We start from the raw sequence: 13985 nt of genomic DNA on the forward strand, positions 1-13985 counted from the left end.
CAACGCATTTTTAGGGGTTTCGCCGTGCGCGTACCCTCGAAAAAAGACCCCACGGGTTATCTTTGACCATGTATTTGCTTCGTCTGGCCGCCCCCCTCCTGCTGGCCGCCCTGTTTCTCACCGCCTGCCAGTCGGGGGCCGATCAGCAGACGGCTGCGACGGCCGCCCCGCCCGCCGAAACGACCCTTACCGGTGCCCAGCTGGCTACGGCCTACTGCGGCAGCTGCCACCAGCGCCCCGATCCGGCGCTGCTCGACAAAAAAACCTGGCAGCAGGGTGTCTTACCGCAAATGGCGCTCCGCCTGGGGCAATCGACGCAGCAGATGCAGGCGCTGGGCCAGTTCAGCGACCAGACCGAGCTGACCCGCATCCTCGAAGCCAACATTTTCCCCGAACATCCGACGCTGCACGAGCGCGACTGGCAGAAGCTGATGGCCTACTATACCAGCCTGGCGCCCGACAGCCTGCCCAACCAGCCGGCGCACCCGCCCCTGCGGGCCGACCTGTCGCTGTTTAAACCCGAAGCCGTGCGGTCGCCTGTGCGGTCGCTCGTGACCCTGCTGCGCTACGATTCGCTCAACCGGGCTATCTGGGCCGGCACTGCCAGCGGGCAGTTGTTTCGGCTCGATACGCAGTTTCGGCCGCTCGACTCACTTACCCTCACCAGCCCGCCCGTCGATCTGCAGCCGCTGGCGGGTGGAAGCCTGGCAATACTCCAGGTTGGGGTGCTGAACCCAAACGACCGGCTGGCCGGCTCGTGGGGCACGCTGAAAACCGGCACCCGGCAGCCGGCCACGGCCATTCAGAACCTGGGGCGACCGGTGCAGGCAACCACCGCCGACCTGAACCGCGACGGCCGGACCGACCAGGTGATCTGCCAGTTTGGGCATTACCTCGGCCGCCTGACCTGGCATGAGCAAACCGCCACCGGCTACCGGGAGCATGTGCTCGATCCGGCGCCCGGTGCCCGCCAGACCATCGTGCGCGACCTAGACGGCGACGGCTGGCCCGATATACTGGCGCTGCTCACCCAGGGCGATGAGCAGGTGGCGGCTTATTATAACCGGCACAACGGTACGTTTCGGAAAGTCACCGTCCTGCGTTTTCCGCCCGTCTACGGCTCCAGCGCCATCGACCTGGTGGACATGGATGGCGACGGCCACGATGATCTGGTGTACACCAACGGCGACAATGCCGATTACTCCATTGTGGCGAAACCCTACCACGGCGTCCGGATTTTTCGCAACGACGGGCAGTTCCGGTTCCGGCCCGTGTGGTTCTACCCGCTCCACGGCGCTACCCAGACCCTCGTTCGCGACTTCGACCAGGACGGCCGGCCCGATCTGGCTACCATTGCCCAGTTTCCCGACTACGACGATCGGCCCAATGCCAGCTTCGTGTATTTCGGCAACCGGGGCAACGGTCAGTTCGAACCCCGCACCTTCCCCAACGCGGGCCGGGGCCGATGGCTCGTTATGGACGCGGGCGACGTGGATCAGGATGGCGACCTCGATCTGCTGCTGGGCTCGTTTTTCCGGCCCACCGGCCCCGCCCACGCCGATCTGATGACCCAGTGGCGGCAACCCGGCGCGGGCCTGCTGCTGCTGCGCAACCAGTTCCGCCCCTGATCATAACCAGACAACGCCTGCCTACCCAGCCCGATGGCCGGATAAACAGGCGTTGTAGCCCGGTCTAACAAGTTCGTCTTCCCGTCGACCAGGGGTGCCCGGCCAGGGGTGCCCGACTAGGGGTGCCTGACTAAGGAACGTAGGTTTCGAGCACCGTCATATCGCCGTCGGGTACGAGCGTTACCTGCCGTACCGACGCCGGAATCAGGGCGCACTGCCCCATGCGCAGCGTCACGTTGTAGCCACCGGCCGCCTGAATGGTCAGCCCGCCCGATACGCAGATCAAAATTACGAACGAGTCGATGTGGGTGTAGTCATGCGCCACCTCCTCGGTAAACGTCAGCACGTTCGTTACGAAGTAATCGCTCGTCACGGCGTTGACGCTTGCATTCGCTTCGGGCGTGTAGGGCGTTTTGTAGTGATCGTAATGACGGTAGTCGATAGCATCGACCGCCAGGTCGGTATGCAGCTCACGCTTCTGCCCCGTGGTCTGGTCGACCCGGTCGAAGTCGTAGATGCGGTAGGTGGTGTCGGAGGTTTGCTGGATTTCGGCCAGCAGCAGGCCCTTGCCGATGTAATGCACACGGCCGGCGGGCAGAAAGAACACGTCGCCGGGCTGGGCCGGTTCAATGTTCAGCAAGTCCTGAATGGTATTGTCGGCCACGGCCCGTACGTATTCATCTTTGCTGACCTCCCGGTTGAAGCCCGAGTTGAGTCGGGCACCGGCGTCGGCCTGCATGATGTACCACATCTCGGTTTTGCCAAAGCCGCTGTTGCGTTCGGCCGCCAGCTTATCGTCGGGGTGCACCTGAATCGACAGGTCATCGTTGGCATCGATAAACTTGATCAGCAGCGGAAAGCGGTTGCCATACTGTGCATACACGTGCTCGCCCACCAGCTCACCCTTGTAGGTGGCTACCAGATCGCGTAGCGACTGCCCTTTCAGGCTGCCTTCGCTTACCACCGATACGTTTCCCTCAACATCAGACACCTCCCAGGTTTCGCCACAGTTAGGCAGTGGCGAGAAGTCTTTGCCCAGTATGGTTTTTATTTTTTGCCCACCCCAGATTTTATCTTTAAAGATGGTCTCAAATGTCAGCGGATACAGCATGGTGTTTTGTGAGGTTGATCTTATGAGTACACGAACCATCGTTCGTTCGTAGCAAAACAACCGCATTCGGGCCAAACTGTCACACTTTGCGGCCGATGTTTTTGCAACCGGCCAGCCCTGTCCGGCCAGCCGGTTGCCGGGATCTGTCAGCGCCGGCGGGCCGGCACCTGCTGCAGCAACCACATGGCCAGCGACTTGCCCGCCTGAAAATTGCGGTATTCTGCCGGAATGCGCCGACCATCGACATACTCGTTGTAGAGCCAGGGATCGCCCACCACAAATACGGTGCCCTTACCCACCTTTGCCGTGGCCATAATTACCGTATCGCCTTTGCGCAGCACGGGGGTAGCCGGTGCTTTGACCGTCAGGGGCGCCAGTTCTTTGATGTAGATGGTACCGGCATTGCCCAGCTGGGGATGATTGGCCGGAATGGTCAGTTTCCCCCCTGCCCACTCGGTTCCCTTCACGGGGTTGACCTGTTCATCGCCAAACTGCACCCCGAAACGCCCCGCCAGTTTGTTGGTATGGGGCAGATCGGCGTTGGCGCTATCGTTGGCCATGAGCGCCAGCACCCCGCCCGCCCGCACCCAGGCAACCAGCGCATCGGCGTCGGCATCGCTCATGTAGTGAGGGCTGGTCGTTTCCTTGCGGGTGTCAGGATCAACGATAATCAGCACATCGATCCCGCGCAGGGCACTGGCCGACGGGGCCGCCGGCTGACTAATCGTTTTGGCCCCCAGTTCGCGAAACGTGTTTCCCCAGAGCCAGAAGCCCGAGTGCATCCGGTCTTCCCAGGTGTAGTGAAACGGCTCCATGGCGCCACCGTCGCCTTTGCGAAACTCGTGGTTGAAGTAGGTATCGACGGCCACGGTTTTGCCCTGCCCAACCGCATTTTCGTCGGCAATCTCCAGCTCGACACTGGCCAAAATGAAGGGGCCTACACCTTTCAGGTCGTTTAGGCGAATGGGCTCGCTCAGGTAGTATTCGTAGCTGCCGTCGCGGTACGGGTTGCCACCCAGTCCGCCCACGCTGACGGTGCCGTTGAGCGATGGCAGACCCGTTTTGGCGTCGGTTTCGATAAACGATTTAAGCATACCAGCGTAACCGCGCCGGGCGGCTGCCAGCATCGGGGCCGGGAGGTAGCCCATTCGAACCCCCTTGGCCAGGGCATACACAAACATGGCCGAGGCCGAAGCCTCTACGTAGTTGCCCGCCCGCGTGCCCTGATCGAGCATCTGGTACCAGACGCCCGTTTTGGGGTCCTGGTACCGCAGCAGCACCGGCATCAGGCGCTGCAGGTAGCCGATGAGTTCGGCCCGGTGCGGGTTCGCAGCGGGCAGATAATCGAGCACGTCGACCAGCGCCATGGCGTACCAGCCCACCGAACGCCCCCAGAAATTGGGCGAGGTGCCGGTTTTGGGGTTGGCCCACTTTTGCTGCCGGCTTTCATCGTAGCCGTGATAAAGCAGCCCCGTTTTGGGGTCGATCAGGTTTTTCTCGATCAGCGCAAACTGCCGGGCCACATCGTCGAAATGGCGGGTGGCCGAATCAGCGTTGCGGTCGTAGAGGGCGGTATATTCGGCGTAGAACGGCTCGGCCATGTAGAGGCCGTCGAGCCACATCTGGTTGGGATAACGAAGCTTATGCCAGAACCCACCCGCCTTGGTGCGGGGCTGGCGGGCCAGCTGCATCCGGAGGGTGTCGGCAGCCCGTTTGTATTTCTCGCGGCCGGGCTGGGTCTGCTGCGCCAGCATCAGCAGCGCGCGGCCGGTTGTGACGTTGTCGAGGTTATAATCGTCCATCCGGTAGGTCCGGATGGGTCCCTTGTCGGCCACGTAGCGGTCGATGTCGTGCAGGATATAATTGTAATAGCGGGCGTCGGCGGTGCGGTCCCAGACCCGTTCGAGGGCTTTGAGCATCAGCCCCTGCTCGTAGTCCCAGCCAGCCGGCTTGTTTTCTTTAACAGCAATCGAATCGGGGAAGCGCTGCATAAACGCATTGGCCATACGAATCGACCAGGGCTCGGCCGCCGGGCTGGTTTGGGCAACGGTAGATCGGACGGTCAGTGCCAGTAAGGCCAGCGCAAGACAGAGCCGGGCCGGTAGTGAGTTTACCATGGGTGGTTAAGGAATATTTTTGCCTGTAAAGCCACCAAAGCCGCCTTTTTTACCCCTTTTTCTGCCTTACAGTACCCCCGACAGCATCTGGACGTAACCCGTTATACCACCCTCGATTTCGTGCAGATACAGAAATTCATCGGCCGAGTGCGACCGCCCGGAGTGGCCGGGCCCGCACTTCAACGAGGGACAGTCGAGCACGGCCTGATCGGAGGTGGTGGGCGACCCATAAGTATGCCGGCCCAGGGCCAGCCCCGCCTGCACAATAGGATGGTCGACCGGAATACTCGATGGCTTCAGCCGCACCGACCGGGGCTGTACCGTCGACACCAGGTTAGCCTGAATCGTGTCGATCACTTCCTGCAGGGTGTATTGCTCGGTCACGCGCACATCGATCGTGAAGGTGCACTGGTCGGGTACCACATTATGCTGCGTACCCGCCTGAATAATCGTTACCGACATCTTGATGGGTCCCAGCGTAGGCGACACGTTCGGAAACTGGTAGGTTGTCAGCCAGTTGATATCGCGGAGTGCGTGGTAGATGGCATTGTCACCTTCTTCCCGGGCCGCATGCCCGCTTACCCCGTGGGCCACGCAGTCGAGAACCAGCAGGCCCTTCTCGGCAATGGCCAGCTGCATTTCGGTGGGCTCGCCCACGATGGCAAACGCCAGGGGCGGCAGCAGCGGCAGTACCAGTTCCAGCCCGTCGCGCCCCGACACTTCTTCCTCGGCACTGGCCACCAGTACGATATTATAAGCCATTTCGGGCTGGTCGTAATAGTGTACAAAGGTGGCAATCAGCGACACCAGACAGCCCCCGGCGTCGTTGCTGCCCAGCCCGAACAGTTTGCCGTCCTGCTCCAGTGGCGTAAAGGGGTCGAGGGTCCAGGCGGTGTTGGGTTTCACCGTATCGTGGTGCGAATTGAGCAGCAGCGTGGGTTTAGCCGGGTTGAAATGGCGGTTGCGGGCCCAGACGTTGTTTTTCAGCCGCTCGGTCGGGATGTGGCGCTCGCGCAGGAAGGCGTCGATCAGGTCGGCGGTTTTATCCTCCTGCCGGCTAAACGACGGGGTGGCAATCAGGCGTTTCAGCAGCGCCAGCGCATCGGCCGACAGGTGGGCCGGTATGGCGGGCAACGGGGGCGTAGCAGTCATAACAAACGAATGGGTAGCAGCCCCAAAGATACGGCATCCGGTCAGGCTTCGTAGAATTTCACCCCATTGTCGCGCAGAAAGGCTTTAATCTGATCGGCATGAATACAGATGCCGACGTTCAGGAACGGGTAATTCGAGACCAGGCTCCGGCGATTTTTAACCAGCACTTCGCGGTCTTCGATGTCGAGGCCCAGGTGCAGCTGGTCGGTAGCCGACTGCATACCGTAGACCAGCCCGCCGGCGTCGAACAGCGGACCGCCACTCTGCCCCACCAGTCCCGGTGTGCTCATCTCGATTTCGACGATGCCTTTCTTGTTGGGCAGCAGCCGGGTAATGATCCCGTCGATCGGAAACGAGACATAGTGCGTTGGCTCCTCGCTCCATTCAATATCGTCGACCCGGGGGTTGTAGCGGAAATTGGTGAAATCGGGAAAGGGATAGCCAATCCGGCAGAGGGTGCGGCCGGGTTTGATGCGGCTGGTATCTTTCAAAAACGTAGCGTAGCCCGTATAAAGCCGCTGCCGGAAATTTTTGAACTGCACCAGCGCCAGATCGACATGCTCGTTGGGGTGCGGGGTAATAACGGGCGGCTCATCGCCATCCACGCAGTTGATAAAGCGATTGTGGAGCTGTTTGATGGTGCCGTCCTGGATGTTGAACTTGGTTTGCAGATCGCGCATGAGCCGGCTGCGGTCGGGGTGGTTCCGAAGCTCACCCTCCATGCCTTTGTAGCGCCGGTAGGCTGCGTTGATCTGCGCCGACCGCAGGATGTTGATCGCTACGTGGCGGCAGGTAACGGCAAACCCGTCTTCGTTCACAAAAAACAGCGTGGCGCTTCCCGGCACCACCGGGGCATGCCCATGAAACCGGGCAATCGAATGAATCGGACGGATGTAGGATTTAATGCGCTCGATGGCGTCAACGTACATAAGACAATCGCAAAGTCAGCGGTGAGAGTAATCAGGCCGCAATATACGCACACACGGCGTAGCCCGACGGGTAGTCCGGCTACCGGCATCGTTCTTCCCATACAGGTTTGGGCTCCCTGCCCACAAACGAACGCGGGCTCCGGTTGCCAGCCAGTGCCAGCGCCGAAGCCCGCATTCGTCAGGTACTGATTTGTTTACAGTTTGGTCACCGCTACATCGATCCGGCGGTTTTTTTGCCGGCCGGCGGGTGTCGTGTTGGGGGCTGTCGGCCTGGTATCGCCGAAGCCCTGCGTAGCTACCCGATCACCCGCTACTCCGGCCGCCACCAGCGCCGTTTTCACTGCGGCAGCCCGGTCGCGCGACAGGGTCAGGTTGGTGGCCGCATTGCCTACATTGTCGGTATGCCCTTCCACCCGGATAGCCAGCCCCGGATACGCTTTCATAATCTCGATCAGGTCGTCGACGTGCCGACGCGAGGTGGATGTAATACGGGCCGAGCCCGTTTCAAACGTCAGGTTGTCGAACGTAAAGGTGCGCTCCGGGTTTTTAGGTTTGCTGGCCAGAAACGTGGCCAGCTGTCCGTTGAATGACCGTTCGGCCACCTTGAGCCGCCGGCCGCCGGGGAGTTCTACCTGCGTGATTACATCGGGGGCTGTGCCGGCACCAGCACTATCGACCCGGGTAGCGGTATCGGCCGAATCGCGCATACCCAGCGCACCGGGCGCCGTCGAGTCGGCTACCTGGCCGTGGGCGTCGATAACACTGGCCCGTGTGGCTGCCGATGTATCTTCCACGGCGTTGGGTTCGGCCCGGGCCGTGCTGTCGGTGCTTACGCCGTCGATGCTGTTGGCATTTTCGTGGCATTTCTGCACCAGCAGCGCAATGATCAGCAGCGCAATGGGGAAGATAGCCCAGCTGAGCCAGCGCACGTTTTCGCGCTGCCGGTCGCCATCGGGGCTTTTCGGAATGTTCGGACTCGTTATGGTGCCGCTGAGGTTATCGGTACCCTGCACGCGGGTAGCGTGCCCGGCCGGCGTTGCCAGCGACTCGAAGCCCAGCAAACTGCCCAGGCTGGCCAGCCCCGTCGGCAGGGCTTTGGTAAACGCGCTTGCCTGGCCGGCCAGCAGGGTACTCAGATTGAGGGCCGACAGCCCTTTTTCCTGCTCCTGCCGTCCCAGCGCCCCCATGAGCACGGTGGCCGCCAGCGCCAGTACTGTTTCGGCCGAGCCAGCCTGCACGCCACTGTATTCGCCCAGCAGTTGTCCGGCGCGACTCGTATTGGTACCCAGCACCTCGCTCAGAAAACTGCGTCCCGTTGCCACTGCTTCGGCCGTTTCCTGTTTGGTATCGCTTACCTGCGATATGTCGTAGGGCATATTGGCGTAGTTGCCTTTTTCGAGGAAATTTACCAGTTGCGCGGCCCCGCCCGACGACTGGGTACGTTTGGCCAGACCACCCAGCAGTACCGGAATGGCTCCCTGTGCCGCTTTGCGCAGCTGATCGGGCTGCTCGCCCAGTTGTGCACTAAGCTGATCGATTACGCCGGGCGTAAACTGGTCGGAAAGAAACGTCAATAAGTTGAGCGCCATATCGATTGAAACAAGCTAAAGGTAAATGGATGGGTATGCCAACAAAAAAAGGTGTATGGACAAACGGCTCCGCAGAAACCGTTTGTCCATACACCCTACTCGTTTCGGACCCGTTTTGTTATAACTGCGGGATGCGCAGCACCTGATCGGGGTAGATCAGATCGGGATCTTTCAGCATTGGCTTGTTGGCTTCGAAGATAACGCCGTACTTCATGGGATCGCCGTACACTTCCTTGGCGATTTTCGACAGCGAGTCGCCCGACTTAACGGTATAGTATTTTCCTTCAGGAGCAGGTTCGTCAACGGTCAGTTGATTGTCGACAGCCGATACGCCTTCGACGTTTCCAACGGCCAGTGCGATTTTCTCGGCATCTTCCTGCGATTTCACCGAACCGATCAGGGTTACAGTATCGCCTTTGGTTTTCACCGTCAGGGTTTTGTAGGCCAGACCCAGTTGCTTCACATGGTCGAGCAGGGCCTGCGCCCGAACGGGCTCAACTTTTTCGGCCTGTGCCGGATCGGCTGGTGCCGCTTCCTGATCTTTGTGGAAGATTTTTTCTCCAACTCCTTTAAAAAATGACAGTAAGCCCATTGACTTTGTACGGTTTGAAATGGAACATGATTTAGAATCGGCAGGCAAATACGCGAACCTTTTCACCCTAAACAACAGCCTCAGGGCCTGAATGTTCGTTTTTTAGCCATCGGCAAACTGTACTTTCCGCCGAAATAGTTTTACTCCTCTACCGCAAATGGGTGTACTTTCGCGTTTTAGAGAAAAACCTGTTTATTTTTTATTGACTCTGTTTAGTCGCTTACGCATGAAACAACTCAAACTAACGGTGCTGGCCCTGCTACTGGGTTCGGCATCGGTCTTCGCTCAACAAACTGTAGAAGGAGGTATCAAAGGGGGCGCCACGTTTACCAATGGCCACACCACCATCCCGGCTGTTCCCATCAACGCGGCCCTTTCGGTGCCTCAAATCGAAAACAAAGGCAACGGCACCGGTGTCGGTTACTCGTTCGGTATCTGGGCCCGCAAAAACTTCAATGGCTTCTTCGTACAGGTCGAAGCCGACTACAACCGCTTTGTGCTGAAGCAGCAGGCTGCTTTCTCGGTACCGGCAGTACTGGCCGCCAGCCTGGCCGGCACTACGCTGCCCGCGCAGGTTCCGGCTACTACGCCAACGGCTATCGCCCTCACCTCGGAGTCGGTGCTGGAATCGGTCAACGTACCCATTCTGTTCGGAAAGAAGTTTGCCAATGAGCGCCTGCGTGCCTACATCGGCCCCAACCTGCTGTTTACCAACAAAGCCACTGCCACCCGGCAGGGGTCGGGTACGCTGCTGGGCCAGAACCTACCCCTGACGGCTACCACCTCCGACCTGAAAAAGCCCAACCCGGCCAGCCCTACCGAATCGGTGCTGGAGGTAAAGCCATTTACTTACGCGGCTGAAGTCGGCCTGGGCTACACCATTGGCAACCTCATCGATATCGATGCGCGCTATGCCGTACCAGTGGGTGGGATCTACAAAAACAAAGACATCAAAGGCTACCTCGGTATTGCAACCCTTTCGGTCGGTGTGAAACTGTTCTGATCAGCCTGACGACACAGCAAGACGCCCGCTGCAGCTTCTCCGTAGGCTGCAGCGGGCGTCTTGCTTTCCGGCTGGTTTCGGGTTTACATGAACGTTTCTCCGATGGATCTAAGCTGCAGAAACAGCGGCAACAGCGTCCGGGTTTTTTCAGTCAGACCGTACTCAACCCGGGGGGGCACTTCTGCGTGAACCGTTTTAAACAACACGCCGAGATGGACCAGTGCTTTCAGCTCCTGAATGAGTACTTTCTCGCTAACCTCCGGGATAAGCCGGCGCAATTCGCCGTACCGCAAATCCTGGTTGATGAGTTTGTAGATGATGTTCAGGCGCCATTTACCGCAAATAATTTCCTGCGTTTTGTTGAGGATTAGTTGCGTGGACTGCGTCTGACTCTGGTATAATTCCTGTTCGATCATGGACGATTAAGCACTAACCTTTTGGTAGGTAACCTATTGATTAGTAATACCTTACAAGTTCTTTAACAAAGATATGAAGTTTAAGGAAAAATACGGAAGACCGTTCGCTCAAGTCCGGTTCACTGGCAAACACCCCCATCCTTAACTCCTTGCCTATCAATCGATAAATACGCGACAAAAGCTCTGGCAACAACCGCAAATTTTTACCGGCATCCGACGCCGGCTGTAGTTGCCGTATCTTTGTGACCGTTCCCCTTTATACGTATCCGTTCATTTGAAGACTTTACTCGTCATTGCCGGTCCCACGGCCGTCGGGAAAACGGCCCTTTGCGTGCGACTGGCCCACCACCTGCAAACCGACGTTGTTTCGGCCGACTCCCGGCAGTTGTACCGTGAACTCACCATTGGAACGGCCAAGCCTAGCCCAGCCGAAATGGAAGGGGTACGGCATCACTTCGTGGATTCTCACGCCATTACCGACGTGGTTACGGCCGGCCGCTACGAGCGCGCCTGCCTGGGGGTGCTGACGGAGCTGTTTACCCAGAAAGACGTCGTCATTCTGTCGGGCGGTACCGGTCTTTACATCCATGCTGTCTGCTTCGGTCTCGACGACATGCCCCCCGTCGATGCGGCCCTGCGCGAGCAGCTGCGGTTGCGCTGGCAGACCGAAGGGCTGGCTCCGCTCCAGGCACTGCTCCGCCAGCTCGACCCGGTTTACGCCGGCATGGCCGATCTGCAAAATCCGGTGCGCGTAACGCGGGCGCTGGAGGTATGCCTGACCACGGGTCTGCCCTACTCGTCGTTCCGGCAGCAGCAGCCCGCCGAGCGCCCCTTCCAGACGATTCTGGTTGCCCTCGACCGCCCGCGCGCGGAACTGTACGACCGGATCGATAGCCGGATGGATGCCATGCTCGACGCCGGCCTGATCGATGAAGTGCGGGGGCTGACCGCCTACCGCGATCTGCCGGCCCTGCAGACCGTTGGCTATCAGGAAGTGTTTCCTTACCTCGACGGCACCTATGGGTACGACGAGATGGTACGCCTGCTCAAACGCAACTCCCGGCGCTACGCCAAACGGCAACTCACCTGGTTTCATAACCAGGCCAGTTACCAGTGGTTTTCGCCAACCGACGATAGGGCCATTCTGACGCTGCTGGGGCGCTGATCGGGCCAGCTGGCCCAATCAGCGCCATGGCGTTACTGCGCCCGGTAGGCCAGCATGCCGCCCGTCACGTTGCGGACGTTGTTGAATCCGTTTTGCTCAAGAATCTGCTGGGCTGTCTTGCTGCGGGCACCCGAGCGGCAGTGAACAATCACTTCTTCATCCTGCAGGCCATCGAGCTGGTCGAGTTCGTAGGGCAGATCGCCGAGCGGAATGAGCCGCGCCCCGATGTTGTCGGCTTCGTATTCGTGGGGCTCACGAACGTCGATCAGGTTGAGGGTTTCGCCTTTCTCGAGCCGTTCTTTCAGCTCCTGTACGGTAATGTCCATGGTTATTCTGCGTTAAAAAAAGATACGTACGGGGTAAACATCCCAACCGGGCGCAAGGTGCCGAACCGGGCAAACTTGCTAACCGCCGGGCTCAATGCTGCATAATAAGTTTGCGGGTTACGGTTTGCTGGCCGTCGGACAGCCGCAGCAGGTAGAGCCCATCGGGCAGGTCGCCCAGATCGGCCGACTGCTGCCCGCGCGTGGGCTCGATGCGGTGGCGCAACTGACCGCTCAGCGTAAGCACGTCGATTTGCCGGATGCGGGGGTTATCCCACCGGATCGGGCCGTTCGTGGGGTTCGGGTAAGCGTCGAGTTCCTGGCGTTGCTCGGGCTCGGCTGCGGTAGGCTTGCTGTCGGTTTGCCCGCCCATGACCGGCCGGATCAGAAACGCGCCCGACAGCGCCAGCGCCGGCGAACTGAGATTACGCTCCCAGGTTGCTCCTCCGTTGTAGAACAGTTGCCGGCCAAACGGGCTGTTCTTATCGAAGCCCAGCCTGAAAATGGTGGTGTCGGCGCTGCTGATCTGCTGATAGCCAACGTAAAAGGTGTCGGTCACGGCCACGCCCTTGCTGAACGTGAAATCGACGAAGCCATTGCGGGTATCGGGGTAGCGCGTGCTGAACGTCTGCTGGTAGAGGGCCGTACCGGGCCGGCCATTGCTGTTGCCGTAGATGATAATTGAAAACGGCTGCCCCGCCTGGTTGGTCCGAAGCGGTACGATGCAGGCCCGCACGCCCGATACCACATCGGCCTTGTTCAGAATAAACTGCACGGCCCAGCGTTCACGCGGCCCCACCTGCGCGGCATACTCCCAGGTGCCATCGTCGTAGGCGTAATAATCGGCCAGCGTGGCCTGCCCCGACAGCGTATCGTTCTGCCGCAGGTTTACGCCCGGGATCGACGGGTTCTGATCGTCGGTCGTGAGCAGGTCGAATGTGTAACGGAGCGATAGCGAGGTCGACGTACCCACGCTGCTGACGGGCAACGGCCGGGCGCTTTTGCGTTGTGAACTGAGTGCCGGAATCAGCACCGCCCCCGTCTGGGGATCGTTCTGCAACAGTCGCCCCGACACCTCGTCGCGCACGCGAAACCCAAAAGTGGTAAAGTTGAAATTGTTGTTGAGGTTGTTGATATCCGAGGTAACCGAGTCGGCTGTTTCACCGGCCGGATTGGCCAGGTACTGCGGCAGCGGCATGGCCGTGTAGCGCTTGAAAAATGAACTCAGCGGCTGCCGCATCGTTACGTCGCGCACAAACCGATCGGTATTCCGTCGACTCTTGTTCAGGTACACGTAATCGACACTCCAGGTGTCGAATGGGCCCGACAGCCGCCCGTACGACCGGAACCGAAAGGCGAATCCGGCGTGCAGAAACGCGGTCTGGTCGACCTTTACGTAGGCCATCGTGAAATTATTGCTGGGCGATCCACCTTCGACCCGCCACACGCTTCGCCACGTACCGGTTCGGTCGAGAAACTGTACCGTGAGCGAGTCGCCCAGGTCGGGTGCTTCGCCGAGGCCCCGGCTTTGCCAGTAAAAACTGAGGTAGATGGAGTCGGACAGGGCCAGCCCGCTCAGGTCGATGGGCAGCGAGGCCAGCGTATCGGTATAGCCTTGGGCCAGCTGGTTGTTCAGCACGTAGGGGCGGCCATTGGCGGCCAGCCCGTCGAACGACGCTACGCCGGCCGACGGCTGGTTGATGGCCAGCGTATTGTTCAGGTATACCCCGCTGCCGGGCTGCCAGCGGGCGGCACTGGGCCGGTCGATACCGGGGCGGCTCGTGGTCGTTGAAAAGTCATCGAAAAACGGCAGGCGAAGGGGTGTCTGCGCCCGGCTGTCGATGGTCGGCAGACCAACCAGCAGACTCAGCATCAACCAGCGAAAGACGCAGCCCCACGGGCCAACCAGACTCAAAGCGTTCATTGAACAGGCGTAGACATGACGGCACGGGCGCCGGAA

The 13985-nt window shown here is 59.8% G+C and carries 12 protein-coding genes; 3 read left to right on the forward strand and 9 right to left on the reverse strand.

Annotation, left to right across the window (positions count from 1 at the left end; genetic code table 11):
• Window positions 1-68: 68 nt before the first annotated feature.
• Window positions 69-1628, forward strand: a complete 1560-nt coding sequence (locus ACYVAC_RS13315; protein WP_461098179.1) for an FG-GAP repeat domain-containing protein — start codon at window positions 69-71, stop codon at window positions 1626-1628.
• Between the two features lie 130 nt (window positions 1629-1758).
• On the opposite strand, the gene ACYVAC_RS13320 is transcribed toward ACYVAC_RS13315, so the two are convergent.
• The 6 genes from ACYVAC_RS13320 to lysM form a co-directional block, all read right to left on the reverse strand.
• A complete protein-coding gene (locus ACYVAC_RS13320) occupies window positions 1759-2739 on the reverse strand; it encodes a type I phosphomannose isomerase catalytic subunit (RefSeq protein WP_461098180.1) in 981 nt (326 codons plus the stop codon).
• Window positions 2740-2885: 146 nt separating this feature from the next.
• Complete coding sequence (locus tag ACYVAC_RS13325) at window positions 2886-4856, reverse strand: DUF4350 domain-containing protein (protein WP_461098181.1); 1971 nt, start codon at window positions 4854-4856, stop codon at window positions 2886-2888.
• Between the two features lie 66 nt (window positions 4857-4922).
• Complete coding sequence (locus tag ACYVAC_RS13330; protein WP_461098182.1) at window positions 4923-6008, reverse strand: M20 family metallo-hydrolase; 1086 nt, start codon at window positions 6006-6008, stop codon at window positions 4923-4925.
• A 41-nt stretch (window positions 6009-6049) separates the two neighbouring features.
• The gene (locus tag ACYVAC_RS13335) at window positions 6050-6937 is read right to left on the reverse strand and encodes a S1 family peptidase (RefSeq protein ID WP_461098183.1); all 888 of its coding nucleotides are present in this window, start codon (window positions 6935-6937) and stop codon (window positions 6050-6052) included.
• A gap of 194 nt (window positions 6938-7131) precedes the next feature.
• Window positions 7132-8526, reverse strand: coding sequence for a DUF937 domain-containing protein (locus ACYVAC_RS13340; protein ID WP_461098184.1), 1395 nt, complete (start codon window positions 8524-8526; stop codon window positions 7132-7134).
• A gap of 118 nt (window positions 8527-8644) precedes the next feature.
• Window positions 8645-9118, reverse strand: coding sequence for a peptidoglycan-binding protein LysM (gene lysM / locus ACYVAC_RS13345; RefSeq protein WP_461098185.1), 474 nt, complete (start codon window positions 9116-9118; stop codon window positions 8645-8647).
• Between the two features lie 226 nt (window positions 9119-9344).
• Between lysM and ACYVAC_RS13350 the strand changes: the two genes are divergently transcribed.
• The gene (locus tag ACYVAC_RS13350) at window positions 9345-10121 is read left to right on the forward strand and encodes an outer membrane beta-barrel protein (protein WP_461098186.1); all 777 of its coding nucleotides are present in this window, start codon (window positions 9345-9347) and stop codon (window positions 10119-10121) included.
• A gap of 83 nt (window positions 10122-10204) precedes the next feature.
• Here the strand turns inward: ACYVAC_RS13350 and ACYVAC_RS13355 are convergent, their stop codons facing one another.
• A complete protein-coding gene (locus ACYVAC_RS13355) occupies window positions 10205-10537 on the reverse strand; it encodes a winged helix-turn-helix transcriptional regulator (RefSeq protein WP_461098187.1) in 333 nt (110 codons plus the stop codon).
• A gap of 274 nt (window positions 10538-10811) precedes the next feature.
• Between ACYVAC_RS13355 and miaA the strand changes: the two genes are divergently transcribed.
• Window positions 10812-11702 carry a tRNA (adenosine(37)-N6)-dimethylallyltransferase MiaA gene (gene miaA, locus ACYVAC_RS13360; protein WP_461098188.1) on the forward strand — a complete coding sequence of 297 codons (891 nt, stop codon included), beginning with the start codon at window positions 10812-10814 and terminating at the stop codon, window positions 11700-11702.
• Window positions 11703-11734: 32 nt separating this feature from the next.
• On the opposite strand, the gene ACYVAC_RS13365 is transcribed toward miaA, so the two are convergent.
• Window positions 11735-12028: a rhodanese-like domain-containing protein gene (locus ACYVAC_RS13365; protein WP_461098189.1), complete on the reverse strand. Its 294-nt coding sequence runs from the start codon at window positions 12026-12028 to the stop codon at window positions 11735-11737.
• A 91-nt stretch (window positions 12029-12119) separates the two neighbouring features.
• On the reverse strand, window positions 12120-13949 hold the full coding sequence (locus ACYVAC_RS13370) for a T9SS type A sorting domain-containing protein (protein ID WP_461098190.1): 1830 nt from the start codon (window positions 13947-13949) through the stop codon (window positions 12120-12122).
• Window positions 13950-13985 lie beyond the last annotated feature (36 nt).

It is taken from the genome of Spirosoma luteolum, from assembly GCF_054778875.1.